This is a genomic window from Polynucleobacter sp. MWH-UH19D (assembly GCF_040409795.1).
In the GTDB taxonomy this organism is placed as follows: domain Bacteria; phylum Pseudomonadota; class Gammaproteobacteria; order Burkholderiales; family Burkholderiaceae; genus Polynucleobacter.
In genome coordinates, this window is the sequence record NZ_CP099571.1 from 1,600,318 (window position 1) to 1,624,769 (window position 24,452).

General features: G+C 46.5%; 25 protein-coding genes. 13 read left to right on the forward strand and 12 right to left on the reverse strand.

All coding sequences use genetic code 11. The features are described from left to right. Window positions 1-41 precede the first annotated feature (41 nt). The 3 genes from NHB34_RS08150 to NHB34_RS08160 all read left to right on the forward strand — a co-directional run bounded on the left by NHB34_RS08150 (window position 42) and on the right by NHB34_RS08160 (window position 3,890). Window positions 42-503, forward strand: a complete 462-nt coding sequence (locus NHB34_RS08150; RefSeq protein ID WP_353427147.1) for a tripartite tricarboxylate transporter TctB family protein — start codon at window positions 42-44, stop codon at window positions 501-503. A gap of 19 nt (window positions 504-522) precedes the next feature. Then, window positions 523-2,025, forward strand: coding sequence for a tripartite tricarboxylate transporter permease (locus NHB34_RS08155; RefSeq protein ID WP_353427148.1), 1,503 nt, complete (start codon window positions 523-525; stop codon window positions 2,023-2,025). 83 nt (window positions 2,026-2,108) lie between these two features. Beyond that, on the forward strand, window positions 2,109-3,890 hold the full coding sequence (locus NHB34_RS08160) for a glutamine--tRNA ligase/YqeY domain fusion protein (protein WP_353427149.1): 1,782 nt from the start codon (window positions 2,109-2,111) through the stop codon (window positions 3,888-3,890). Here NHB34_RS08160 and NHB34_RS08165 read toward each other — a convergent pair. Next, a complete protein-coding gene (locus NHB34_RS08165; protein WP_353427150.1) occupies window positions 3,871-4,767 on the reverse strand; it encodes an SDR family oxidoreductase in 897 nt (298 codons plus the stop codon). The two genes, NHB34_RS08160 and NHB34_RS08165, sit on opposite strands and share 20 nt — an antisense overlap. 27 nt (window positions 4,768-4,794) lie before the next feature. On the opposite strand from NHB34_RS08165, the gene NHB34_RS08170 reads away from it, so the two are divergent. Both NHB34_RS08170 and NHB34_RS08175 read left to right on the forward strand, forming a co-directional pair. After that, window positions 4,795-5,841, forward strand: a complete 1,047-nt coding sequence (locus NHB34_RS08170; protein WP_353427151.1) for a CDP-6-deoxy-delta-3,4-glucoseen reductase — start codon at window positions 4,795-4,797, stop codon at window positions 5,839-5,841. Between the two features lie 56 nt (window positions 5,842-5,897). Next, window positions 5,898-7,091 carry an acetylornithine transaminase gene (locus NHB34_RS08175; protein WP_353427152.1) on the forward strand — a complete coding sequence of 398 codons (1,194 nt, stop codon included), beginning with the start codon at window positions 5,898-5,900 and terminating at the stop codon, window positions 7,089-7,091. Window positions 7,092-7,118: 27 nt separating this feature from the next. Here the strand turns inward: NHB34_RS08175 and NHB34_RS08180 are convergent, their stop codons facing one another. The 7 genes from NHB34_RS08180 to NHB34_RS08210 are packed head-to-tail and all read right to left on the reverse strand — an operon-like array spanning window position 7,119 to window position 13,284. Further along, window positions 7,119-7,832: an ABC transporter ATP-binding protein gene (locus NHB34_RS08180; RefSeq protein ID WP_353427153.1), complete on the reverse strand. Its 714-nt coding sequence runs from the start codon at window positions 7,830-7,832 to the stop codon at window positions 7,119-7,121. After that, a complete protein-coding gene (locus NHB34_RS08185) occupies window positions 7,832-8,605 on the reverse strand; it encodes an ABC transporter ATP-binding protein (protein ID WP_353427154.1) in 774 nt (257 codons plus the stop codon). Before NHB34_RS08185 ends, NHB34_RS08180 begins: the two co-directional genes overlap by 1 nt. Next, window positions 8,602-9,642: an ABC transporter ATP-binding protein gene (locus tag NHB34_RS08190; RefSeq protein WP_353428584.1), complete on the reverse strand. Its 1,041-nt coding sequence runs from the start codon at window positions 9,640-9,642 to the stop codon at window positions 8,602-8,604. Before NHB34_RS08190 ends, NHB34_RS08185 begins: the two co-directional genes overlap by 4 nt. 43 nt (window positions 9,643-9,685) lie before the next feature. Beyond that, a complete protein-coding gene (locus NHB34_RS08195) occupies window positions 9,686-10,621 on the reverse strand; it encodes a branched-chain amino acid ABC transporter permease (RefSeq protein WP_353427155.1) in 936 nt (311 codons plus the stop codon). A gap of 52 nt (window positions 10,622-10,673) precedes the next feature. Continuing rightward, window positions 10,674-11,858: a branched-chain amino acid ABC transporter substrate-binding protein gene (locus NHB34_RS08200; protein WP_353428585.1), complete on the reverse strand. Its 1,185-nt coding sequence runs from the start codon at window positions 11,856-11,858 to the stop codon at window positions 10,674-10,676. Window positions 11,859-11,889: 31 nt separating this feature from the next. Continuing rightward, a complete protein-coding gene (gene ispH / locus NHB34_RS08205; RefSeq protein WP_353427156.1) occupies window positions 11,890-12,831 on the reverse strand; it encodes a 4-hydroxy-3-methylbut-2-enyl diphosphate reductase in 942 nt (313 codons plus the stop codon). A 6-nt stretch (window positions 12,832-12,837) separates the two neighbouring features. Beyond that, window positions 12,838-13,284, reverse strand: a complete 447-nt coding sequence (locus tag NHB34_RS08210; RefSeq protein ID WP_353427157.1) for an FKBP-type peptidyl-prolyl cis-trans isomerase — start codon at window positions 13,282-13,284, stop codon at window positions 12,838-12,840. A gap of 3 nt (window positions 13,285-13,287) precedes the next feature. Between NHB34_RS08210 and radC the strand changes: the two genes are divergently transcribed. From radC to rpmG, 3 genes are all read left to right on the forward strand, one after another. Beyond that, window positions 13,288-14,001: a DNA repair protein RadC gene (gene radC, locus NHB34_RS08215; RefSeq protein WP_353427158.1), complete on the forward strand. Its 714-nt coding sequence runs from the start codon at window positions 13,288-13,290 to the stop codon at window positions 13,999-14,001. Window positions 14,002-14,165: 164 nt separating this feature from the next. Next, window positions 14,166-14,399, forward strand: coding sequence for a 50S ribosomal protein L28 (rpmB, locus tag NHB34_RS08220; RefSeq protein ID WP_011903570.1), 234 nt, complete (start codon window positions 14,166-14,168; stop codon window positions 14,397-14,399). 11 nt (window positions 14,400-14,410) lie between these two features. Beyond that, on the forward strand, window positions 14,411-14,578 hold the full coding sequence (gene rpmG, locus NHB34_RS08225) for a 50S ribosomal protein L33 (protein ID WP_015421876.1): 168 nt from the start codon (window positions 14,411-14,413) through the stop codon (window positions 14,576-14,578). Between the two features lie 84 nt (window positions 14,579-14,662). Here the strand turns inward: rpmG and NHB34_RS08230 are convergent, their stop codons facing one another. From NHB34_RS08230 to purN, 3 genes are all read right to left on the reverse strand, one after another. Further along, complete coding sequence (locus NHB34_RS08230) at window positions 14,663-15,862, reverse strand: acyl-CoA desaturase (RefSeq protein WP_353427159.1); 1,200 nt, start codon at window positions 15,860-15,862, stop codon at window positions 14,663-14,665. Between the two features lie 71 nt (window positions 15,863-15,933). Then, complete coding sequence (locus NHB34_RS08235) at window positions 15,934-17,445, reverse strand: RsmB/NOP family class I SAM-dependent RNA methyltransferase (protein ID WP_353427160.1); 1,512 nt, start codon at window positions 17,443-17,445, stop codon at window positions 15,934-15,936. After that, entirely contained in the window at window positions 17,442-18,071 is a 630-nt protein-coding gene (gene purN / locus NHB34_RS08240) for a phosphoribosylglycinamide formyltransferase (protein ID WP_353427161.1), read from the reverse strand. Before purN ends, NHB34_RS08235 begins: the two co-directional genes overlap by 4 nt. 39 nt (window positions 18,072-18,110) lie before the next feature. Between purN and NHB34_RS08245 the strand changes: the two genes are divergently transcribed. The 5 genes from NHB34_RS08245 to dut are packed head-to-tail and all read left to right on the forward strand — an operon-like array spanning window position 18,111 to window position 24,109. Further along, a complete protein-coding gene (locus tag NHB34_RS08245; protein WP_353427162.1) occupies window positions 18,111-19,061 on the forward strand; it encodes a bifunctional riboflavin kinase/FAD synthetase in 951 nt (316 codons plus the stop codon). Continuing rightward, complete coding sequence (gene ileS / locus NHB34_RS08250; protein ID WP_353427163.1) at window positions 19,054-21,915, forward strand: isoleucine--tRNA ligase; 2,862 nt, start codon at window positions 19,054-19,056, stop codon at window positions 21,913-21,915. The genes NHB34_RS08245 and ileS overlap by 8 nt, the downstream gene beginning before the upstream one ends. Window positions 21,916-21,927: 12 nt before the next feature. Then, on the forward strand, window positions 21,928-22,425 hold the full coding sequence (gene lspA / locus NHB34_RS08255; RefSeq protein ID WP_353427164.1) for a signal peptidase II: 498 nt from the start codon (window positions 21,928-21,930) through the stop codon (window positions 22,423-22,425). Window positions 22,426-22,434: 9 nt separating this feature from the next. Beyond that, entirely contained in the window at window positions 22,435-23,646 is a 1,212-nt protein-coding gene (gene coaBC, locus NHB34_RS08260; protein ID WP_353427165.1) for a bifunctional phosphopantothenoylcysteine decarboxylase/phosphopantothenate--cysteine ligase CoaBC, read from the forward strand. Between the two features lie 13 nt (window positions 23,647-23,659). Next, the gene (gene dut, locus NHB34_RS08265) at window positions 23,660-24,109 is read left to right on the forward strand and encodes a dUTP diphosphatase (RefSeq protein WP_353427166.1); all 450 of its coding nucleotides are present in this window, start codon (window positions 23,660-23,662) and stop codon (window positions 24,107-24,109) included. Between the two features lie 79 nt (window positions 24,110-24,188). On the opposite strand, the gene NHB34_RS08270 is transcribed toward dut, so the two are convergent. Further along, complete coding sequence (locus tag NHB34_RS08270; protein ID WP_353427167.1) at window positions 24,189-24,422, reverse strand: hypothetical protein; 234 nt, start codon at window positions 24,420-24,422, stop codon at window positions 24,189-24,191. Window positions 24,423-24,452 lie beyond the last annotated feature (30 nt).

Below are 24,452 nucleotides of genomic sequence, written 5' to 3' on the forward strand. Positions count from 1 at the left end.
TAAATAATCGGCTTCCAAGTCCGATATAAAAGGAGCGCAACTTGAAAATTCGCAATCAACGGGATTTTGGGGCTGGGATCATGTACATGGTCATTGGCCTCTTCTTCACTATCGTGGCCACCAATTACCCCATGGGGACTGCCGCCAAAATGGGTCCCGGCTATTTCCCATTCTTCCTGGGCATCTTGATGACCATTTTGGGTCTGATTGTTGCTATCAAAGCGTTGAGCGCGACTGCTGCCATTGAATCAATTCCTAAATTCAATTGGAAAGTGATTGCCCAAATTACTGGCTCAGTAGTGCTATATGGATTGCTATTACCAAGACTGGGCTTCCTGATTGCAGTAGTTGTATTAGTGCTTGTCTCCGCCAGCGCTAGCAAAGAGTTCACATGGAAAGGCTCATTAATCAATGCTGCCTTCCTGGTGACATTCACTTACTCAGTATTTGTGATGGGCTTGAAGTTGCAATTCCCATTGCTACCTGTATTCCTACAACAATAACGAACCGGGACTCTGAAAAATGGATTTATTTGCTAACTTAGCACTCGGTTTCGATACCGCGTTCACCCTACAAAATCTCTTGTACTGCCTCATCGGCTGTATTTTGGGAACCCTCATTGGTGTTTTGCCTGGCCTTGGTCCTATCGCTACTATCGCGATGCTCTTGCCCGCAACCTACGCCCTACCTCCTATTGCCGCATTAATTATGTTGGCTGGTATTTACTACGGCTCACAATACGGCGGATCAACAACAGCGATTTTGCTCAATATCCCTGGGGAAACGTCCTCGGTGGTTACGGCAATTGATGGCTACCAAATGGCTCGCAATGGCCGGGCTGGTGTTGCCTTGTTTACTGCTGGTATGGGCTCTTTCTTTGCGGGCTGCGTTGCAACTTTAGTGTTAGCCGCTTTCGCTGCGCCACTCTCGCAACTCGCATTTAAATTTGGCCCTGCGGAATACTTTTCATTAATGGTGCTCGGCCTGATCGGTGCAGTAGTCTTGGCATCTGGTTCTTTAATCAAAGCGATCGGCATGATCATCCTTGGTTTGCTCATGGGCTTAATCGGCACCGACGTGAACTCTGGTGTATCTCGCTACGCGTTTGATGTTCCTGAACTTAGTGATGGTATTGGCTTCGTTGCAGTCGCAATGGGTGTATTCGGTTTTGCAGAAATCATGGGTAACCTTGAAAAACAAGGTGACGATGAGGGCTTTCTCAATAAGCTCACCAGCATGGTTCCAACCAAGAGCGATTTGAAGCGCATGATTCCCTCAATTTTGCGCGGCACAACTATTGGCTCTATCTTGGGCATCCTTCCTGGCGGTGGCGCGGCTTTAGCAGCATTCGGCGCTTACTCTGTTGAGAAAAAGTCCTCTAAGCACACCCATGAATTTGGTAAAGGCGCAATTGAAGGTGTTGCCGGTCCTGAATCAGCAAACAACGCTGCCGCTCAAACCTCATTCATCCCATTGCTCACCTTAGGTATCCCGCCAAATGCAGTGATGGCATTGATGGTTGGTGCGATGACCATTCATAACATTCAACCTGGTCCACAAGTGATGACTAGCAACCCTGCTTTGTTCTGGGGTCTGATCGCTTCCATGTGGATTGGTAATGTGATGTTGATTCTCTTGAACTTGCCACTCATTGGTATTTGGGTGAAGCTCTTGAAGATTCCGTATCGTTTCCTCTATCCAGCGATTTTGGTGTTCTGCTGTATTGGCGTGTACACCGTCAATAACACCGTGTTTGATGTGTACGTAACCGCTGGCTTTGGCTTAATTGGTTACCTATTCTTCAAATTGGGCTGCGAGCCTCCTCCACTACTTTTGGGCTTTGTTCTTGGCCCAATGATGGAAGAGAATTTCCGTCGCGCATTGTTACTCTCTCGCGGCGACTTCTCCACTTTTGTGACTCGTCCACTGTCACTCGGACTATTGATTGCAGCCGCCTTACTGGTAGTAATCGTAGCCCTGCCCGCAGTGAAAAAGACTCGCGAAGAGGCATTCGTCGAAGACTGATTTTTTCGACCTCACAGAAACGAGCCCGCAGCAGTTTGCGGGCTTTTTCTTTATAGCTCGGGGGTTTTCTCTACAATATGGCTATGTCCCAAGATAGCAAATCCCTTAAAGCAGGTGCCGCAGGCGCTGGCGCAGTCACTGAACCATCCAACTTTCTCCGTCAGATCATTGATCAGGATTTAGCAAGTGGCGCATTCTCACAGCGCACTAATTTCGCTGGCGACCCTATCCCATCGATCATTACCCGCTTTCCACCAGAACCAAACGGCTATTTGCACATTGGTCATGCGAAAAGTATTTGCTTAAATTTTGGCTTGGCGGCAGATTACAACCAGCAGCCTGGTGGCGCACGTTGCAATATGCGCTTGGATGACACCAATCCAGTCAAAGAAGATGTTGAATATGCCGATAGCATTTTGGATGCGGTGAAATGGCTAGGCTTTGATTGGGGAACTCATCTTTATCACGCTAGCGATTACTTTGATCGCCTTTATGAGTTTGCAGAAATTTTGATTCAGCATGGCAAAGCCTATGTTGATAGTCAAAGCGCTGATGACATTCATACGAATCGCGGTAACTTTGGCCAAGCAGGTAAAAATAGTCCCTATCGTGATCGCAGTCCAGCAGAAAATCTTGCCCTCTTTCGCGAAATGCGCGATGGTAAATTCAAAGATGGTGAACATGTTCTGCGCCTGAAGATTGATATGGCGCATCCGAATATCGTGATGCGTGATCCCGTGGTTTATCGCATTCGCCATACGGATCACCATCGCACCGGCAGCAAATGGTGTATTTACCCTCTGTACGACTTTACTCATTGCATCTCTGATGCGTTAGAGAATGTTTCTCACTCCATCTGCACTCTAGAATTTGAAAACAATCGCCCACTCTATGACTGGATAGTCAACTCCCTAAAAGAATTAGGCGTATTTAAAGATCCCGTTCCGCATCAGTACGAGTTTGCCCGCCTGAACCTCACTTACACCATTACCAGTAAGCGCAAGTTATTACAACTCGTTGAAGAAAAACATGTTGACGGCTGGGATGATCCCCGTATGCCTACGATTGTTGGTATACGTCGCCGCGGTTACACCCCTGAGAGTATTCGCTTGTTCTGCGAGCGTATTGGCGTATCTAAAGCCGATAGCTGGATTGATATGAGCACTCTGGATCAAGCCTTGCGTGATGATCTGGAAGTCAGGGCTCCTAGGGCTACTGCGGTACTCAAGCCATTGAAATTGGTTGTAGAGAATTTCGATGCGAATGCAAAAGAGCTCTGCTCTGCTCCACGCCACCCCCAACATCCAGAATGGGGTAATCGTGAGTTTCATTTCACACGCGAATTGTGGATTGAAGCTGATGACTTTATGAAAGAACCGATTAAAGGATTCTTTAGACTTTACCCGCCCATTGGCGATCAGCCAGGTAGTCGCGTTCGTTTACGTCATGGCTTTGTTGTGGAGTGCACTGGCTTTGAAACCGATGCACAAGGAAACGTTATCCAAGTCAATGTCACGCACTTCCCTGACAGCAAGAGTGGCACGCCTGGATCTAACAACTACAAAGTGAAAGGCAACATTCACTGGATCAGTAGCGCCGAAGCGATTCCAGCTGAGGTTCGCCTCTATGATCACCTATTTACAGACCCACATCCAGACAGTGGTGATAAGAATTTCTTGGATGCCATCAACCCAAACTCTAAAGAAACGATTACTGCCTATTTAGAGCCCTGCATGAAAGATGTAAAACCAGAAGATCGCTTCCAATTCGAGCGCCATGGTTACTTTATTGCTGATAAGGCAGACTCCAAACCAGGTAAGCTGGTATTCAACCGTACGGTTGGTCTCAAGGATTCTTGGAAATAGTTTTTAGAAAATCCGCTACGCTCGGATAACGTAGCGGTGTTTTTAGTTCTGATAAGCGTGTGTTTGTCACGCGTCTTGATTCCCGCATAAACGACCATAGCATCGGACTCACTATTTCCTGCAATTGATTGGCTGGCATTCTAGGCGCCCTGGCCAACCCAAAAGCATCTGCCACTTCATCAAAGTAGTCACCCATCTTAGTTTCATTGCCATCACACGCATTGATAACTCTTTGGGGTTTGCCGTGATAGACGGCAGCACATACCAAGCGAGCTAAGTCATCACTGTGAATATGATTGGAATACGCATCTTCCTCTGGCAATAATGCAGGCATTTGGGATTGCAAACGCTCTAAGGGCAAGCGATTAGCAGCATAGATACCAGGTACTCGCAAAATAGTGACGGCAATTCCGTGTGCGGGCCCCCACAGACGCAGCGCCCTCTCAGCATCCACCCTTCTTTGGGCTCTCTCACTTTGGGGATTGACTGGAGTCAGCTCACTAACCTTGGCTCCTCGATGATCCCCGTAAACACCGGTAGTGCTGACGTAGATCAGCCGCCTGACGGCAGAAGACCCTTGGGCTAAAATTCTGAAGAGATTACGGGTTCGGTGATCACGATTTCCTTGATTTTGGGGTGGGGCTAAATGAATAACGGTTTGCGCTAAACCTGCAAGCCGCCACAAAGACTCTGGCTGATCCAGATTTCCCAAAATCGGTATCGCGCCAGCCTCCCGCAACTCCTGAAAACGATGTGACGAAGACGTGAGTGCAAAAACCCGATGACCAAGCGATAACTGCTTTGCCACTCGAATGCCAATATCGCCGCAGCCGATAATCAGGATTGAAGGTTTACCAAAAGTACGCATAAGTAACATCGTAACGATTTATTGAAAGGAATGAGAGTGTCTTACCAAGTCACGCTCAAAACGAGCGGCAAACAATTTACTGTTACCCAAGATGAAACGCTCTTGGAGGCCGCACTCCGTCAAGGAATTAACTTACCCTATGGTTGTAAAAATGGCGCTTGTGGATCCTGTAAAGGAAAAGTGATCGAGGGCAAGGTCAGTCATGATCAACATAGTGAAAGCGCCTTAAGCAAGGCCGATGAGACCTCCGGCGGCATCTTATTTTGTTGCTCGCATCCACAATCGGATTTACTAATCGAGGCACGTGAGGTTCAAGGTGCCGGGGATATTGCGATTCGTAAAGTACCTTGCCGAGTCAATAACATTAGCAAGCCTAGTAGCGATGTCGCCATCCTAAAACTGCAACTGCCAGCAGCAGAGCGCTTTCAGTTCTTGGCTGGTCAATACATCGAATTCTTATTGAAAGATGGTCAGCGTCGTGCTTATTCAATCGCTAACTCTCCTGATCAAGAAGGTCCACTGGAACTTCATATCCGTCACTTACCCGGCGGAGTATTTACTGACTTTGTATTTGGAGTATCAAATCCAGCCTTAAAAGAAAAAGATATCCTGCGCTTTGAAGGGCCACTAGGCAGCTTTTTCTTAAGAGAAGACTCCAAGAAACCCATAATCTTTTTGGCAGCAGGTACTGGTTTTGCGCCCATCAAATCCATCATCGAGCAGATGCAAGCCAAGAAAATTGACAGATCCATTTATCTCTATTGGGGTGGACGTCGACCAAGCGATCTCTACTTAAGCGATCTTTGCAAAACTTGGGAAAAAGAGATTCCCAATTTCCAGTACATTCCCGTGATATCCGATGGCCTTCCTGAAGATGCTTGGCAAGGACGCACTGGCTTTGTCCATGAAGCGGTGATAGAAGACCATCCAAGCCTTAAGGACTTTCAGGTATACGCCTGCGGAGCGCCAGTCATGGTCAATGCTGCTAGAACGGACTTTTCTGCGAAATGCCAACTGCCTGAGGAGGAGTTTTTTGCTGACTCATTCACTAGCGCTGCGGATTTAGCCACAAACGTGTCTTAATAAAGTTAGATAATAGAAACCTAAAGCCCTTGTAATTCTATTTTGACCCTACTAGCATGAACACACCAGCGCCCATCGATACCCACTCAGTGATGTTTATCACCCAACGTCCAGACGTCATCATGGTTGAAGGCAAGGGCTCGTGGTTAACAGACAATAACGGCAAGCGCTATTTGGATTTCTTGCAAGGCTGGGCAGTGAACTGTCTAGGACATGGCAATTCCGGAATGATTGCCGCCCTGAACGCACAAGCAAAAAAACTGATCAATCCAAGCCCTGCGTTCTACAACGAACCTATGATTGGCTTATCAAATTTGCTAACGGCTAACAGCTGCTTTAACAAAGTCTTTTTTGCGAACAGCGGAGCTGAAGCGAATGAGGGCGCAATCAAGTTGGCTCGCAAATGGGGTCAGCTCAATAAAAATGGCGCTTTTGAAATCATTACCTTTGATCACAGCTTTCATGGTCGCACTTTGGCAACCATGAGCGCTTCAGGAAAACCAGGCTGGGACACGATGTTTGCACCTCAGGTATCAGGTTTTCCCAAAGCAGATCTGAATGACTTGGATTCTGTAAAAAAATTAGTGACTGACAAAACAGTTGCGATCATGCTTGAGCCCGTGCAAGGTGAAGGCGGCGTCATTCCTGCCACCAAAGAATTTATGGTGGCATTACGCAAATTCACCAAAGAAAACAATATTCTTTTAATTGTGGATGAAGTACAGGCTGGTTGCGGCCGCACAGGTACCTTATTTGCATATCAACAATTTGGCATCGAGCCAGACATCATGACCTTGGGCAAAGGTATTGGTGGTGGCGTTCCCCTTGCGGCACTCATGGCAACTGATGCGGTGGCTTGTTTTGTGCCAGGCGACCAAGGCGGGACTTATAACGGCAATCCTCTCATGACTGCAGTTGGTATCAGCGTCATTGAGCAGCTATTGGCCCCAGGATTTTTGGATAGCGTCAAAACAAAAGGGGAGCTCTTAAAGTCTGAACTACTGAAGCTATCAACAGAGTTCAGTCTAGAAGGCGAACGCGGCGAGGGATTATTACGCGCACTAATGCTTGGGCAAGACATCGGCGCAAAATTAGTTGAGTTAGCTCGTGATCGCAGCCCTGAAGGTTTGTTGATTAATTCACCAAGGCCAAACTTGTTACGCTTTATGCCTGCACTCAATGTCAGCAATGATGAAATCTTGCAGATGTGCAATATCTTGCGCGAGCTACTGAAAGTAGTTGCCAAATAATCTGAATAGTTGACTCATTCGCATCAATTACTCACCTAAGTAAGCAGTGCGCACTCTCGGATCTTGAAGTAATTCAGATCCAAGTCCAGTGAGGGCAATAAGTCCACTCTCCATCACATAAGCACGATCTGCCATTTGCAAGGCTAAGCGTGCATTTTGTTCCACCAATAAAATCGTCATGCCATTCTTGGAGAGATTGCGCACCACATCAAAGATGGTGTCGACCATAATGGGTGATAAGCCCATAGAAGGCTCATCTAGTAAAAGCAATTTTGGCTCAGCCATCATTGCCCTCCCCATTGCCACCATTTGCTGTTCTCCACCAGAAAGTGTTCCGGCTAATTGAGAAATCCGCTCTTTCAATCTTGGGAAGTAATAAAAGACTTCTTCGAGTTTGCGATCAATTGCCTTGGCATCACTCTTCATGAACGCGCCCATCTGTAAATTTTCTAAAATGGTCATGCGCTTAAATACGCCGCGCCCCTCTGGAACTAAACCAAGGCCTAAACGCGCCAACTCATATGCGGGTTGTCCATTGGTTTGCTGGTCAGCAAATTGAATGACGCCGGCCGCTGGCATTAATAAGCCAGCGATTGCTTTAAGGCTGGAGCTCTTACCCGCGCCATTGGCGCCAATTAAAGCTACTAATTCACCTTGATTGACGTGCAGATCAATTCCTTTAACAGCATTGATACCACCATAGGTGACTTTTAGATCTTCTACCCTAAGCAGTGCGCTCATTACACCGCCCCTTGACCAAGATAGGCCTTAATCACTTCAGGGTGGTGGCGAACATCGGAGGGCTTGCCTGAGGCAATCACCTTGCCATAATCTAGTACGGTCAGATGATCACAGATACCCATTACTAAGCTCACATCATGCTCAATTAATAAAATGGTTTTTCCATCAGCACGGATACGTAATAGCAATTCACGTAACTCTAACTTTTCTGTGGCATTCATACCCGCTGCAGGCTCATCCAAGGCCAATAACTTTGGCTCTGTTGCCAACGCTCTAGCAATCTCCAGGCGCCGTTGATGTCCATATGAGAGGTTACGGGCTTGCATATTTGCATAGTCACTCAAGCCAACATAGGCAAGCAATGCAAGCGACTTTTCGCGAATCCGCTGTTCTTCACGTCTAGTAGAGGGAAAACGAAAAATAGCGCCAAGTAATCCTGCCTGAGATCGGCAATGACAGCCAACCATCACATTCTCTACTACTGACATCTCGCCAAACAAACGAATGTTCTGAAATGTTCTGGCTAAACCCGCCTTGGTCACTTGCGATACAGACTCTGGAACATATGCGGCTCCATCAAACAAGAAAATTCCAGAGTCAGCAGGATAAAGGCCGGTGATGACATTAAAAAAAGTAGTCTTGCCTGCACCATTGGGCCCAATAAGACCAACGATTGCGCCATGAGGAACTTGCAGGCCAACAGAGTCAAGCGCCTGCACTCCACCAAAACGCTTCGCTACATCGGTAACATCCAATAACAAATGCGCAGTCATGATTGATCACCCCGCTTTTGCCAGATTCCGCCAGGACGATAGAGCATGATCAAAATTAATGCTAGGCCATAAATTAGCTGGCGAATCACTTCGACATCGACAATCACGTGACCAAACAACATTTTTTGAATGGGCTCAGCGACGCCGCGCAATACCTCAGGAAAAACAGCGAGCACAATCGCACCCAAGATTACGCCGGGGATATGACCAATGCCCCCAAGAACAACCATCGCTAGCACAACGATCGATTCCCACAGGGTAAAAGACTCTGGAGAAACAAATCCTTGAAAAGCTGAAAACAGCACACCTGCTACACCAGCAAATGAGGCGCCAATCGCAAACGCCATAAGCTTCATATTGCGGGTATTGATGCCCATGGCCTTGGCCGCAATCTCATCTTCACGAATAGCAACCCATGCGCGACCAATTCGAGAGTGTTGCAAATGCAGACACACAATCGTCACCAGAACTGCCAGGAATAAAAAAAGGTAGAACACCAGATACAAACCCGGAATCTGAATCAAGCCTAAGTCCAATGGCTTAGTAAAGCTGATACCAAACACTTGCAAGGGATCAATCGCCTTAATACCTTTTGGGCCATTTGTAAGATTTAAAGGGCGATCAAGGTTATTCATAAAAATACGAATGATTTCCCCAAAACCCAAAGTCACAATCGCTAAATAATCCCCGCGTAATTGCAGTGTAGGTAAACCCAAGACAATGCCAAAAAGAGCTGCTAAAACAATTGAAAATATCGCTACCATCCAAGGAGAAAAATGAAGCCCTTGCGGAAATACTGCCGCAATCGATTCAAAATGATTTGGTAAGTGTGGAGAAGCAAGCAAAGCATAGCTATAAGCACCCAGCGCATAAAAGGCGATGTAACCTAAATCGAGAAGGCCCGCAAACCCAACGACCACATTCAGACCTAAGGCAAGCACGATATATAACAAGGCAAAATCGAGAACTCTTACCCAATAGTTGCCACCTCCAGCACCCACTATCCATGGCAACAAAATGAGTGCGATAACTCCCAAGCCAAGATAAGCATTACGACTGAGATGATTACGCGCAAGCTTCTTAAGCACGATCAGAAACTTTCTCACCCAATAATCCAGTGGGGCGAAGTACCAACACCAAAATCAATACTAGGAACGCAAAAATATCTTGGTAATTTGAGCCAAAGACTCCACCAGTTAGCTCACCAATATAGCCGGCACCTAAAGATTCAATCAAACCCAATAAAAGTCCACCCAGCATGGCGCCCTGTAAATTCCCAATGCCGCCCAAAACAGCAGCAGTAAAAGCTTTGAGGCCTGGAATAAAGCCCATATAAAAATGCACATTGCCATAATTGCTGGCAATCATTACACCAGCCAAGCCTGCTAATGCACCACCCAACATAAAGGTGATGGAAATCACACGATTGGGATTGACGCCCATTAAGGAAGCAATTTGCGTCTGCTCAGCCGTTGCGCGCATTGCTCTACCCAGTTTGGTTTTCTCAACCAGAAACAGAAGCCCGCACATGACAGCCAATGCTACAAAAATAATGACAATCTCTTTGCCTGTAATCGTCGCTCCAGTACCACCCAACTCGATTGGGGTTGATGGAAGTAATTGTGGATAAGTCATGGGGTTACGTGACCAAATCAACATGGCTATCGTCTGCAAGAGTATCGACATACCAATAGCCGAAATCAGTGGTGCTAAACGGGGGGCATTTCGCAGAGGACGATAGGCAATTCGTTCAATCCAATAGCTCAAACCTGCACAGACTGCCATCGTGACTGGCAAAACAATCAAGAGGGTTAGCCATCCCGGTAATCCACTTGTAAAGCCTAATATCAAGCGTAGCAATGACAAAGACACCATCGCGCCAATCATCAATACTTCACCATGCGCGAAATTAATAATCCCCAGTACACCATAGACCATGGTGTAGCCCAAAGCAATCAAGGCGTAAATACTACCGAGCACCAAGCCATTGATGATTTGCTGAAGAAAAATATCCATTACTAAATTTAGATAAAAAGAGCGCCGAATATCGGCGCTCTTTTAAGACTTCTTACATATTAATAACGTCAAGAACCGTTTTCTTTTTGTCTTTGAAATCGTACAAAGTGATCACACCTTCTTTCATATCACCTTTACTATCAAAAGCGATATTGCCAACCAAGCCATTCATCTTAGTGTCAGGCATAGCCACTAAAATTTTTGCTGGATCAGTTGAATTGGCACGCTTCATTGCGTCAACCAACACATAGACTGCATCATAAGTAAATGGTGCATAAATTTGTACATCTGAATTAAAGCGCTCTTTGTAACGCTTCTGGAAGTCAGCGCCCTGATCCATCTTAGAAAGCGCTTTACCCGCTTCTGAGCAGGTGACATTCACTACTGCATCACCCGCAAGCTCAATCAGCTTCTCGGTGCACATACCATCACCGCCAACAATCTTCGCTTTGATACCCAGCTCAGTTGCCTGCTTGGCCAAAGGACCACCGGTAGCATCCATACCGCCATACATAATGACATCAGGCTTGCTGCCCTTAATCTTGGTCAAAATCGCTTTAAAGTCAGTTGCCTTATTATTGCTTGCCTCGCGAGTAACTACCTTTACGCCCGCAGCCTTTACAGTCTTCTCAAACTCATCGGCAAGACCTTTTCCGTATTGAGTAGAGTCATCAATGATGGCTACTGTTTTTGCTTTTAAGGTATTTGCTACGTAATTACCCAAAGCTGGGCCTTGCTGAGCATCTGTTGCCACGAGACGATAAGTCGTCTTGAAGCCTTGATTGGTGTAATCAGGATTGGTCGAGGATGGAGAAATCTGCGTGATTCCCGCGTCGCTGTATATCTTTGATGCTGGAATACTAGTGCCCGAGTTTAAGTGGCCTACAACACCAACTACTTTTGCATCTACTAATTTTTGTGCAACCTGAGTAGCGGTTTTTGGATCTTCCGCATCATCTTCAGGCACTAAGGTCAAGACTACCTTTTTGCCATCAATCGTTAAGCCTGCCTTATTAATTTCTTCGAGAGCTAAACGTGCGCCATTTTCATTATCTTTACCTAAATGGGCGATGGGTCCAGTTAATGGAGCTACGTGGCCAATCTTGACCTCAATACCATCAGCTGAAACGGCGGCAGCTTTATCGTCACCTTTGCCGCACGCCGTCAAAATTAACGCCGTTACCGATAAAGCAATGGCGCTTTTCATAAAATTCATTTTTGATACATTGGAATTCATCATCTACAGCTCCTCTGTTATGAATCAAACTTCAATCAACTAAATTTTTGGGTAAAGAAAAAGTTACATCTTCAACAACACCGGCTAGGGCACGAACACTACGCGGCCCAAATTCTTGAATACGCGCCACAATGGCTTGAGCAAGACTTTCGGGAGCAGATGCACCCGCCGTTAAGCCAACGCGCTTTTTGCCCGCAAACCATTCAGGCTTTAACTGCTCTGGCGCATCCACCATGTAGGATGGTACGCCCAATTTTTCCGACAGTTCACGCAAGCGATTAGAGTTCGAGCTTGTCGCACTACCCACCACAATAACAAGCTCAACTTGCGGCGCCATGAACTTGACTGCATCTTGACGATTCTGAGTGGCATAACAAATATCTTGTTTGCGAGGCTGAACAATACTGGGAAATTTTTTTGTGAGCGCTTCAACAATTTCTTTAGTCTCATCAACTGACAATGTTGTTTGCGTCACAAAAGCGATTTTTTCATCACTCGAAAAGGGGAGCTTATCCACATCACCGATATTTTCGATTAAGAAAACACCCTCTTTCACCTGGCCCATAGTGCCCTCTACTTCGGGATGGCCTGCGTGACCAATCATCAAAACGGTATAACCTTCTTTGCACATCTTGACGACCTCCAGATGCACCTTTGTCACCAGTGGGCAAGTTGCGTCATACACTTGCAAGCCACGCTGCTCAGCATCTTTGCGCACTTCTTGAGATACGCCATGAGCACTAAACACCACAATCCCGCCTCTGGGAACTTCGTGCAACTCGTCTACAAACACTGCACCCTTCTCGCGCAATTCATTCACAACATAGACATTGTGAACAATTTCGTGGCGCACATATATTGGCGCACCAAAACGCACCAGCGCCTCATTCACAATATTGATTGCACGATCCACCCCTGCGCAAAAACCGCGGGGTTGCGCCATCAAAATTTCTGCGTGATCAGATCCACTCATATTATTTTAGAGAATAGCGACTATCTGCGCTTCAAAAGTAACTTCATGGCCAGCCAATGGGTGGTTGAAATCAAACCACGCACCTTCATCATCAATCGATTGCAATACACCTGCATATTGGGCTCCACCAGGAGCATTAAATTCGATGACATCACCTGGATTAAATTCCATGTCATCATCGCGACCCTCTTTAAGGGCTTTCAACGAAACCCACTGCACCAAATCTTTTTTGCGCTCACCAAAACTCTCTTCTGGTGAAAGCAAAGCACTCTTTTTATCGCCAACACCCAGTCCCAACAACACCTTTTCAAAGCAAGGCGCAAATTGTCCAGAACCCATCAAAACCGTCGCAGGTCGATCAACAAACGTATTGATGTAATCCTCCCCGTTGGGCAAGGTCAGCCGATAGTTCAGGGTCAAATAGGAGTTGGGCAAAACAGTAAGCTTAGTCATAAGGTGATTGTATCTAGCCCTGCACCTGGCATGCACTCTTCAATACCCCAATGGCCTAAAAATGAACAACCCCGAGAAAAGCTCCGCCTATATGGCGCCAAATGCCTCACCGATGCAGAATTGCTTGCCATATTCTTGCGTGTTGGCGTCAAGGGCAAAAATGCCGTCACTTTAGCGAATGACCTTTTGCATCACTTTGGCAGCCTGCCCCGCCTACTTGCCAGTAGTCCTGCTGAATTTACCCGCATTCATGGCATTGGGCTTTCAAAATGGAGTCAAATTCAAGCCGCATACGAACTGATCAAACGCAGCTTAGAGGATGGCTTAGCCCAGCAGTCCATCTTCTCCTCCCCTGGGCGCGTCAAAGAGTTTTTACAAGCCAAAATTGGGGGTCTTCCTCATGAGGTTTTTCTTTGTTTGTATCTTGACTCTGGTCTGCACCTCCTAGAGTGCCAGGAGCTATTTCGGGGATCTATTACCCATACCGCCGTTTATCCCCGAGAAATTCTTAAAGAGGCCCTGTCCCGCAACGCCAGCGCCCTGATCGTTGCCCACAATCACCCAAGTGGCAACCCCTTACCCAGCAAAGCAGACCAAGATTTGACCCAAACCCTCATTAAAGCCTTGCAGCTCGTTGATATCCCCCTCCTTGACCACTGCATTGTGAGTAATGGCGGATTTTTCTCCTTCTCAGAATCAGGTCTTATGGATATTTAATAAAATTGATAGTAAGTGCTAACTTATTTATAAGATACCAGCACTTTATTGGCAATTTCACGAAATTTTGGCCTTGTAGGCCTGTCGCCAAAGCCACATAGGACTAGCCCAAAACAGGCTTTGACTGATACAATCTTTCTTTTTCGCAATTAATGGAGTTAGTCATGGCAAAAGTTTGCCAAGTCACTGGGAAAAAGCCGATGGTTGGCAACAACGTATCCCATGCAAACAATAAAACAAAGCGTCGCTTTTTGCCGAATTTGCAAAACCGCCGTTTCTGGGTTGAATCTGAAAACCGTTGGATTAGCTTGCGCTTAACCAATGCTGGTTTGCGCGTTATCGACAAAAATGGCATTGATGCTGTTTTGTCTGATCTCCGTGCACGTGGCGAAATTTAAGGAGCGCACAAATGGCTAAAGGCGGCAGAGAAAAAATTAAATTAGAGTCATCAGCTGGTACTGGTCACTTCTACACAACTTCAAAAAACAAGCGTACAAAGCCTGAGAAAATGGAGATCATGAAATTTGATCCCACTATTCGCAAGCACGTTGCTTACAAAGAAACCAAACTCAAGTAATTAGCCGATCATTAAAACTGATCCTTACTTGCAGTCAATAAAAAACCCGCTCACAGCGGGTTTTTTATTATCCATTCAAATTGCTTATGCATAACGACGCAATCTTAAGGAGAACTCTCTTAAGCTTGTTAAGCCACTATCTTCGGCGCGTTGGCACCATGCATGCAACTGAGACAGGAGTTGTTCACGCGTTGCTGAAGAACGACTCCAAATGGCCTGAAGATCACGACGCATCTCAATCATCTTACGAAGCTGAGCATTGCTAGCCATCAACTCTTCCAGCTTAGCTTTCTCCTCTTGGCTCAAGCGTGATTCATCCTTCACGAGCCAAGTACGAGCATCGCTTAAATGGCTTGCGAGCACTTGCATATGCTGCACTTCATTACTAAAGAAGTTACGCAGAGTCTTGCTGTAACGCGCCATGATTTCATAACGATTAGCAATGATAGCTTCCAGCGTATTTTGATCAGCAGGGCGCAAATCACTTAAGACGGGTTTTGGTGGTGTCTTTTTCACAGTAGCTAAACCAACTGCACTCATCATCTGTATGTACAACCAACCAATATCAAATTCATACCATTTGTTTGAGAGCTTCGCACTAGTAGCAAAGGTGTGATGGTTATTGTGCAACTCTTCGCCACCAATCAAAATACCCCAAGGGAAAATATTGGTTGAGGCATCTTCACAGTCAAAATTGCGATAGCCCCAATAGTGGCCAATGCCGTTAATAACACCAGCAGCAGTAATCGGAATCCACAACATTTGAACAGCCCAAACTGTTAAACCAATTGCGCCAAATAAAAACACATCAATGATGAGCATGATGCCAACGCCTTGCCAAGTAAACCTGGAATAGATATTGCGCTCAAGCCAATCATCTGGAGTGCCATGACCAAATTTGATCATGGTCTCTTGGTTTTTTGCTTCTTGCTTATACAGTTCAGCACCGCGGGACAAGACCGTAGTAATTCCCAAAATTTGTGGGCTATGAGGATCTTCAACTGTCTCGCACTTAGCGTGATGCTTACGATGAATGGAGGCCCACTCCTTGGTTACCATTCCGGTAGTAAGCCATAGCCAAAGGCGGAAAAAGTGAGAAACGATCGGATGCAGATCAAGAGCACGATGTGCCTGGCAACGGTGCAAGAAAATCGTTACAGCAGCAATTGTGATGTGCGTAGCAATCAGGGTGAACAGGGTAATTTGCCACCAAGACCAATCTAAATATCCATTGGCAAGCCAATTAAGGAATTGATCGAAAGCAGAGCTTGAGACTGTATTCAAAGTGTGTCCTTTAAGTATCAGCTCTCATTTTAATGCTTTTCAGCTGTTTTTTGACTTATCTTTCGCTAATTCTAGCTTTTGTGATTTTCTGGATTTTCAGATTTTGGGTTCTTTTTCTGAAAAACAGCTCCAAAAAACCCATCAGTGCCATGTATATGAGGCCACAACTGCCACCAAGGATGATCTGCCGAGCAGCCTAATGGTAACTTTTCCTTTGGAAACAATGGCTTAAGAACTTCCGCTGCTGGAACTACCTCAAACTCGGGGTGATTTTTCAGGAAATCTTCTGCAACCCCTTGATTTTCCCGAGGTAATAGGCTGCAAGTGGCATAAACCAAACGACCGCCTGGCTTTAAGAGGCGAGCCGCTGAATTCAGAATGCTGATTTGCTTTTGATTGAGCTCCGCAACGCCCTCGGGGGTTTGGCGCCATTTGAGGTCAGGATTGCGGCGTAAGGTCCCCATACCGCTACAAGGGGCATCAACGAGGACGCGATCAATCTTGCCGGCTAGGCGCTTGATCTTGGCATCATTCTCAGAATCAATCCACACGGGGTGGACATTAGAAAGACCGCTGCGAGCTTGTCGAGGTTTCAGGTTAGCCAAGCGACGCTCGGAGGTATCAAAGGCATATAAGCGACCTGTTGATCGCATTAATGCGCCAATTGCTAAAGTCTTTCCGCCAGCGCCTGCACAAAAATCAACAATCATCTCACCGCGTTTTGGGGCCAACAAGTACGCCAGGAGTTGACTGCCTTCATCCTGCACTTCAAACATGCCCGCTTTAAAACCAGCTGTATTTTGCAAGGCAGGTTTACCCATAATGCGAACACCATCTGGCGCAAAAGGAGTTGGGCTTGCTTGATAGCGCCCACCTAATGCATTCATCTGTGCAAGCAACTCTTCGCGATTAGTCTTTATCGTATTCGCACGTAAATCCAAAGAAGCGGGTTGCATTAATGATTTAGCCAACTCTTCGCGTGCTTGCTCACCTGGATATTTTCCGAACGCATCCCACAACCACTCTGGCAAATTATTGCGCACCAGAGGATTAAGAGCGCTTGCATCTACTGTTGAAATTCGTTGTAACCACTCATACTCACCAGGCTTTAGAACGTGTGCCAAGTCTGCAATTGCACTCTCGGCACGATTGCCAGTGCCAAGTCCACCCTCAGATAAGGCGGACAGCAAACCCAATAGGGCTAAGCGTCTAGCCTGCGAACCTTCGCCGCTTGAGGCAAATTGGGAGAACTCATTTTTACGACGCAAAATAGCAAACGCGCTCTCTGCAATCAATGCGCGATCACGATTGCCAAGCTTTGGTTCAGAACGAAAGTAGCGACTAACAATTCGATCGGCTGGTTGATCAAATTGCAGCAACTCCGGAAGCAAGCGCTCCAAATGAATCGCATGCTGAGGCAAAGCTTTTGCATGTGAAAAGTTTTTTTGCCCCTCTGGCGCAATCAGATTACCGCTTGCATTGCGTCGCTCAGAGCGACGTAATGGATCTTTTGATTTGGCGGCGTAACTTTTTTGCGAGCCTAAGCGCTTATTCAATTTTGGTTTGGAACGTTCTGCGCTCATAATTTAAAAGATTGCGATTCTGGGGGTTGTAACTTCACTTGATTACCTTCAATGCGCAATCGTCCGTCGAGGAACCATTTTACGGCTCGTGGATAAATCTGATGTTCTGCCTTTAAAACTCGAGCGGCGAGTGTGTCGGCATCATCACCCTCGAGCACCGGCACTGAAGCCTGACAAATGATTGGCCCCTCATCCACGCCCTCAGTTACAAAATGCACAGTGGCCCCATGTTCTTTTACCCCGGCTTCAAGCGCCCTCTCGTGAGTGTGTAAACCAGGGAAAGCTGGCAAAAGAGCGGGGTGAATATTTATCAGACGCCCCTCAAAATGGCGAATAAAGCTAGGGGTCAAAATCCGCATAAAACCTGCCAAGACCACTAAATCAGCCCCCAACTCGTCAATCTTCTGAATGAGAGCAGCATCGAAGGAGTCCCGAGTTGCATGCTCCTTGTGCTCAATTGCAAATGCCGGAATACCCTGCGAGCGAGCAAAATCAAGGCCCTTAGCCGCAGAGTGATTCGCTATGACCCCCGCAAATTTGACTGGCCATTGCTCTTTTTGGGCGGTTTTAACGATCGCCTCGAAATTGGATCCGCGGCCTGAGATTAAGGTAACGATAGAAAGCATGCCCACAATATAATTGATGGCTACCCTGAAGGCGATTTTGTGAACGTATTCCGTGGCTCGACCCCGTTTTCCGCAGGACCTGCTTGTGCCCTAACCATCGGTAATTTCGATGGCGTGCACAGGGGTCATCGCGCCCTGCTCAAAGAGTTGGTTGCCGGCGCCCGCGAAAGGGGCCTAGTTAGCTGCGTGCTGACCTTTGAGCCCCACCCAAAAGAATTTTTCTCACCCGAGCAGGCCCCACCCCGAATTCTGAATCTGCGCGACAAATTGGCTGCACTTGCAAAGCTTGGAATAGACCGAGTAGTTGTAGAGCACTTCAACTCCGCATTTGCTCGCTTATCTCCCGAAGAATTTGTATCAGAAATTATTGTTAAAAGACTCAATACCAAATGGATCTTGATTGGCGATGACTTTTGCTACGGAGCCAAACGTGCTGGAAATTTTGCAAGCCTCAAAGCAGCGGGCGAAAAATATGGCTTTGAGGTCTCCAGTATCCAAACCATCTTGGAAGATGGTGAACGTATTTCTAGTTCAGCATTGCGCACCGCACTTGCGAATGGCGATATGAAGGAAGCAGAAAAATTATTAGGTCGTCCTTATGGAATTTCTGGTCATGTCATTCATGGGCAACAACTTGGTCGTCAATTGGGATTCCCCACTTTAAATTTAGCTGTAGCAAATCACCTGCACCATCGCAAGCCAGCCACCACTGGCATATTCACTGCACAGGTTCTAGGGCTTGGTGATAAACCGCTACCAGGTGTAGCCAGCTTAGGTGTACGGCCTACCGTAGAAGATAAAGGTCGCGTATTACTTGAGACGCATATCTTTGATTACCAGCAAGATGTTTACGGAAAAATTATTACCGTTGAACTCTTAGAAAAAATTCGTGACGAGGAGAAGTATGACGACCTCGACACACTCACACATGCGATTGCACAAGATGCAAAGCAAGCCAGAAATTATTTCCAGAAAAAATCTTATGTCTGAAAAAGAAAATAACTATCCAGTCAATTTGCTCGATACCGCATTTCCTATGCGAGGCGATCTAGCCAAACGCGAACCACAATGGGTTGCGCAATGGCAAAAAAATAAGCTCTACGAAAAGATTCGTGCGGCGCACGCAGGTCAACCGAAATTCATCTTGCATGATGGCCCTCCTTATGCGAATGGCGATATTCATATTGGTCATGCGGTGAATAAGATTCTGAAAGACATGATTGTGAAATCCCGCTGGTTAATGGGATTTGATTCTGCTTATGTGCCTGGTTGGGATTGTCATGGTATGCCAATCGAGATTCAAATTGAAAAGCAGTTTGGCAAGAATCTACCTACTGCAGAGGTTCAGGCCAAAGCCCGCGCTTATGCTCAAGTGCAAGTGGATAAGCAAAAGAAGGATTTCGAACGCTTAGGGGTATTGGGTGATTGGAATAACCCCTATCTCACCATGAACTACCGCAACGAAGCCGATGAAATTCGTGCGCTTGGCAAGATCTGGGAAAAAGGTTACGTGTTCCGTGGATTAAAACCAGTGAACTGGTGCTTTGATTGCGGCTCTGCACTTGCCGAAGCTGAGGTGGAATACCAAGATAAAACGGATCCAACAGTTGATGTAGGTTTCGCATTTGATGATGCGCAGCGTCCGCAACTTGCCAAAGCATTTGGCTTATCCGAACTACCCAATAAGCCCGGTCAGATTGTGATCTGGACAACAACACCATGGACTATTCCCGCAAACCAGGCCATGAACGTGCACCCCGAGTTAACTTATGCACTGGTTGATGTAGGTGACAAGTTATTAATTCTTGCAAAAGATCGTGTTGAAACCTGCTTGCAAGAATATGGTCTCGAAGGCAAAGTAATTGCTACTTGCCTTGGTGAGAAGCTCGCAAACATTTCTTTCTGGCATCCCCTTGCTTCTTTGCACGAAGGCTATAAACGCCTTTCTCCAATTTATGTGGCCGACTATGTCACGCTTGATACCGGCACAGGTATTGTTCACTCCGCGCCCGCATATGGCGAAGAGGACTTTAAGTCTTGCAAAGCTAATGGGCTAGTGGATAAAGACATTTTGAACCCTGTCATGGGAAATGGCGTATATGCATCTTGGCTACCACTTTTTGCAAATGAATATATCTGGAAAGCAAATCCAAAAATCGTAGAGGCAATGCGTGAAGCGGGTAGCTTATTGCGTGATAAGACTTATACCCACTCGTATATGCATTGCTGGCGTCATAAGTCACCGATCATTTATCGTGCAACCTCACAGTGGTTTGCCAGCATGGATAAAAAGCCATCCGATGGTAAATCTAGTTTGCGTGAAACCGCTTTAGCCGGTATCGACAACACAGACTTCTTCCCAGCTTGGGGCAAACAACGCTTGCACAGCATGATCGCCAATCGCCCAGATTGGACGCTCTCACGTCAGCGTCAATGGGGTGTACCCATGGCTTTCTTTGTTCATAAAGAAACTGGGGATCCACATCCACGCACTGTCGAGTTACTCGAAGAGATTGCAAAGCGAGTAGAAAAAGGTGGTATCGAAGCTTGGCAAAAACTTGAGGTTTCTGAACTACTCGGTGATGAGGCTACCCAATATGAGAAGAATCGCGACACATTAGATGTGTGGTTTGATTCAGGCACAACACACTGGCATGTGATTCGTGGATCACATCGCGATGAACTACTCACATCAGAAGCAGAAACCCCTGCTGGGCGCCTTGCTGATCTCTATCTTGAAGGCTCTGACCAGCATCGTGGTTGGTTCCACTCATCATTACTCACTGGCGCGATGCTCGATGGCAAACCGCCATACAAGGCGCTCTTAACCCACGGTTTCACAGTGGATGGTCAGGGTCGCAAAATGAGTAAATCCGTGGGCAACGTCATTGCGCCACAGCAAGTGGCAGACAAACTCGGCGCAGAAATTATTCGTTTATGGGTTGCTTCCACAGATTACTCGGGTGAAATGACAATCTCCGATGAAATTCTGAAACGCGTTACTGAAAGCTATCGCCGTATTCGCAATACTTTGCGCTTCTTACTTGCCAATCTCTCTGATTTTGATCCCGCTAAGCACGCGATGCCTACTGATCAATGGCTAGAAATTGATCGCTATGCTGTCGCACTAGCTAACCAATTACAGGGTGATATTGAGGCACATTACAAAGCTTATGAATTCCATCCTGCAGTCGCGCGCATGCTCACCTTTTGCTCGGAAGATTTGGGTGGTTTTTATTTAGATATTCTGAAAGATCGCCTCTACACTAGTGCACCTGATTCAGCAGACCGTAGAGCCGCGCAAAATGCGCTGTTCCACATCACTCGCAATCTCTTAAAGTGGCTCTCTCCGTTTCTTTCGTTCACTGCAGAAGAAGCCTGGCAAGATCTCCCCAAAGATCCTAGCAAGAAACTATCTGAATCCATCTTCATGGAAGAATTTACCGCTTTTCCTGATATAGCCAACTCAGAAGAGTTGCTTGGTAAATGGAGTCGTATTCGTGAGATTCGCTCAGAAGTGACTAAAGCGATTGAGGTTGAGCGTGAAGCAGGCAATGTAGGCTCCTCGCTTCAGGCCGAACTCACGATTAAGCTTGGTGACGTTGACTTTGCCATCTTGCATTCACTAGAAAATGACTTGCGTTTTGTCACCATCACTTCAAGCGCTAACATTCAACTCAGTAATAATGGCCTAGAAGTGCTAGTTCGAGGCAGTCAATATAAAAAATGTGCTCGGTGCTGGCATCACACAAACGATGTTGGGGACAACCCAGATCACCCTGACCTCTGCGGCCGCTGCATAAGCAATCTTTTTGGTAGCGGTGATCATCGCCTTTTCGCTTGAAGCAATTGATCAATGAACCATAAAAAGATTTCATTTTTAACTTGCTTGGTCATTGCCACCATCACGCTGCTTTTAGACCAAGCAAGTAAATGGCTTGCCTTAAGTCAATTACAGCAAGGAATCCCAGTACCAGTTATGCCTTTTTTTAATTGGCTACTACTTTTTAACCCTGGCGCTGCGTTTTCATTTTTAGCGCAAAGCTCTGGTTGGCAACGTTGGTTTTTTACTGCTCTTGGCTTGCTTGCCTGTATTTATATCGTCTATATGTTGCGCAAACATCAAGAAGAGCGAGCGCTTTGCATCGCACTAAGCCTCATTCTAGGAGGAGCTGCCGGCAATATTCTAGATCGCCTGATGTATGGCGCTGTTGTTGACTTTATTGATCTGTACTATGCCAACTGGCATTGGCCAGCCTTTAATCTAGCCGATAGCGCAATTTGTATCGGCGCTGCCTTGATGATTGCTAGCGAAGTGCGCAAGTCATTTGGCAAATCTCCTCAATCCCAGTAAGCTGGCGCCATGCAATCCCTTTTAAACAAAAAAATCGTTCTCGGCATCTCTGGTGGTATTGCTGCCTACAAGACACCCGAACTTGCTCGCTTACTGATGCAAGAAGGCGCATCTGTGCAAGTCATCATGACGGATGCCGCCCAGCAGTTTGTAACACCAGTGACGATGCAAGCCCTAACCGGCAACCCGGTTTACACCAGCCAGTGGGATAACAGCATCAGCAATAACATGGCGCATATTGAGCTGTCTCGCGCAGCCGATGCTATTGTGATTGTCCCAGGTAGTGCCGATCTGATGGCAAAGCTATCTCTGGGATTGGCAGATGATTTATTAAGCACTCTTTGCCTCGCTAGAGACTGCCCCCTCCTGATAGCCCCTGCCATGAATAAGCAAATGTGGGAGCACGCAGCTACCCAAAGAAGCGTGGAGCGATTAAGCAAAGACGGCGTAACACTACTTGGCCCAGCAAGCGGATTTCAGGCTTGTGGTGAAGTGGGTATGGGTCGCATGCTAGAGCCTTCAGAGATAGCTGAGCAGGTTATTGCATTCTTCCAGAAAAAAACTTTGCTGGGCAAAAAAGTATTGATTACCGCTGGACCAACATTCGAGGCAATTGATCCAGTTCGCGGCATCACCAATCACAGCTCTGGAAAAATGGGTTTTGCAATTGCTAGGGCTGCATTAGAGGCTGGCGCCCAAGTACATTTAATTGCGGGTCCTTGCCATTTGCCAACACCACTTGAAGTAACTGGTTTGATTACTCGCACTAATGTCGTTAGCGCAAAAGAAATGCACGCTGCCACACTTGCTGCTAGCGATTGCGACATCTTTTTTGCAGTAGCTGCCGTTGCTGACTGGGGCATTGCCAAACCCGCCAAAGAAAAAATCAAACGTAATGGCAAAGAAGTGCCCAACATTGAATTTGTAGCTAACCCCGATATTCTGTTGGATGTTGCCAAAACGGCAAAAACCAAGGGCGGTAAACCTCATCCTTATTGCGTCGGCTTTGCCGCTGAATCCACGAATCTTGAGAAGCATGCTGATGAGAAACGTAAGCGCAAAGGCATTCCGATGATCGTAGGCAATATTGGCCCCGATACATTTGGCAGCGATTTAAATCAATTGCTTGTCATAGATGCTGGTGGCAGTAAAAAAATTGCCAAAGCAGAAAAGCTGCAGCTTGCACGTCAACTCATTGGGCTAGTGGCCAAGAAAATTTAATTTAGGAAACCTCATGCAATCTTTACAAGTCAAAATTCTTGATGAACGTATGCGCGATCAATTGCCAACTTATGGCACTCCCGGTAGCGCTGGATTAGATTTACGCGCCTGTATTGATGAAACGATTGAAATTACCCCAGGTCAAACAGTATTAATTCCAACGGGGCTAGCAATTTATGTTGAGGATCCACGTTATGCAGCATTTATTCTCCCACGCTCAGGCCTTGGTCATAAGCATGGGATTGTGCTGGGTAATTTAGTTGGTCTAATCGACTCCGACTATCAAGGTCAGCTTATGGTGAGCACGTGGAATCGTGGCTCCACCCCATTCAAGCTCGAACCCATGGAGCGACTTGCCCAACTTGTGGTTATGCCAGTGCAACAGGTTGAACTCAAAGTCGTTGAAGAATTTACTGAAAGCAGTCGGGGCGCAGGGGGCTTTGGAAGTACTGGCCGCGGTTAATTGATTCAATAGTCAATTAGGCAATAAAAAAGCCACTCAGTTCATAACTGAGTGGCTTTTATTTTTTAAAGCTTAAATCTTATTTACGCACATGAGCATGACGTGCTGCGTCCTGTGACATACCTGCGCCCTTACCCTCACGAGACTCTTTTTCAGCAGAGATCTCTTTGCGACGCTCTTTGCAAGATCCAGCAATCTCTTGTAAAGCTTTACGAGCACGGGCAGCAGACGCTTTAATGCCTTTTTCCTGAAACTTTTCATTCTCAGCCTTATACGTTTCAAACGCTTCAAGCAATTTATCGTGATGAGACATATTTTCCTTTTTATCAAGAACGACGATTAA

Bases quoted from the DNA above. Each gene is read 5' to 3' on its own strand.
- NHB34_RS08165 (WP_353427150.1), bottom strand. From the start codon at position 4,767: ATGTTACTTATGCGTACTTTTGGTAAACCTTCAATCCTGATTATCGGC.
- NHB34_RS08155 (WP_353427148.1), top strand. From the start codon at position 523: ATGGATTTATTTGCTAACTTAGCACTCGGTTTCGATACCGCGTTCACC.
- rpmG (WP_015421876.1), top strand. From the start codon at position 14,411: ATGGCTAAAGGCGGCAGAGAAAAAATTAAATTAGAGTCATCAGCTGGT.
- NHB34_RS08200 (WP_353428585.1), bottom strand. From the start codon at position 11,858: ATGAATTCCAATGTATCAAAAATGAATTTTATGAAAAGCGCCATTGCT.
- coaBC (WP_353427165.1), top strand. From the start codon at position 22,435: ATGCAATCCCTTTTAAACAAAAAAATCGTTCTCGGCATCTCTGGTGGT.
- ileS (WP_353427163.1), top strand. From the start codon at position 19,054: ATGTCTGAAAAAGAAAATAACTATCCAGTCAATTTGCTCGATACCGCA.
- lspA (WP_353427164.1), top strand. From the start codon at position 21,928: ATGAACCATAAAAAGATTTCATTTTTAACTTGCTTGGTCATTGCCACC.
- NHB34_RS08235 (WP_353427160.1), bottom strand. From the start codon at position 17,445: ATGAGCGCAGAACGTTCCAAACCAAAATTGAATAAGCGCTTAGGCTCG.
- NHB34_RS08180 (WP_353427153.1), bottom strand. From the start codon at position 7,832: ATGAGCGCACTGCTTAGGGTAGAAGATCTAAAAGTCACCTATGGTGGT.
- NHB34_RS08185 (WP_353427154.1), bottom strand. From the start codon at position 8,605: ATGACTGCGCATTTGTTATTGGATGTTACCGATGTAGCGAAGCGTTTT.
- NHB34_RS08270 (WP_353427167.1), bottom strand. From the start codon at position 24,422: ATGTCTCATCACGATAAATTGCTTGAAGCGTTTGAAACGTATAAGGCT.
- NHB34_RS08160 (WP_353427149.1), top strand. From the start codon at position 2,109: ATGTCCCAAGATAGCAAATCCCTTAAAGCAGGTGCCGCAGGCGCTGGC.
- rpmB (WP_011903570.1), top strand. From the start codon at position 14,166: ATGGCAAAAGTTTGCCAAGTCACTGGGAAAAAGCCGATGGTTGGCAAC.
- purN (WP_353427161.1), bottom strand. From the start codon at position 18,071: ATGCTTTCTATCGTTACCTTAATCTCAGGCCGCGGATCCAATTTCGAG.
- NHB34_RS08195 (WP_353427155.1), bottom strand. From the start codon at position 10,621: ATGGATATTTTTCTTCAGCAAATCATCAATGGCTTGGTGCTCGGTAGT.
- NHB34_RS08175 (WP_353427152.1), top strand. From the start codon at position 5,898: ATGAACACACCAGCGCCCATCGATACCCACTCAGTGATGTTTATCACC.
- NHB34_RS08210 (WP_353427157.1), bottom strand. From the start codon at position 13,284: ATGACTAAGCTTACTGTTTTGCCCAACTCCTATTTGACCCTGAACTAT.
- dut (WP_353427166.1), top strand. From the start codon at position 23,660: ATGCAATCTTTACAAGTCAAAATTCTTGATGAACGTATGCGCGATCAA.
- ispH (WP_353427156.1), bottom strand. From the start codon at position 12,831: ATGAGTGGATCTGATCACGCAGAAATTTTGATGGCGCAACCCCGCGGT.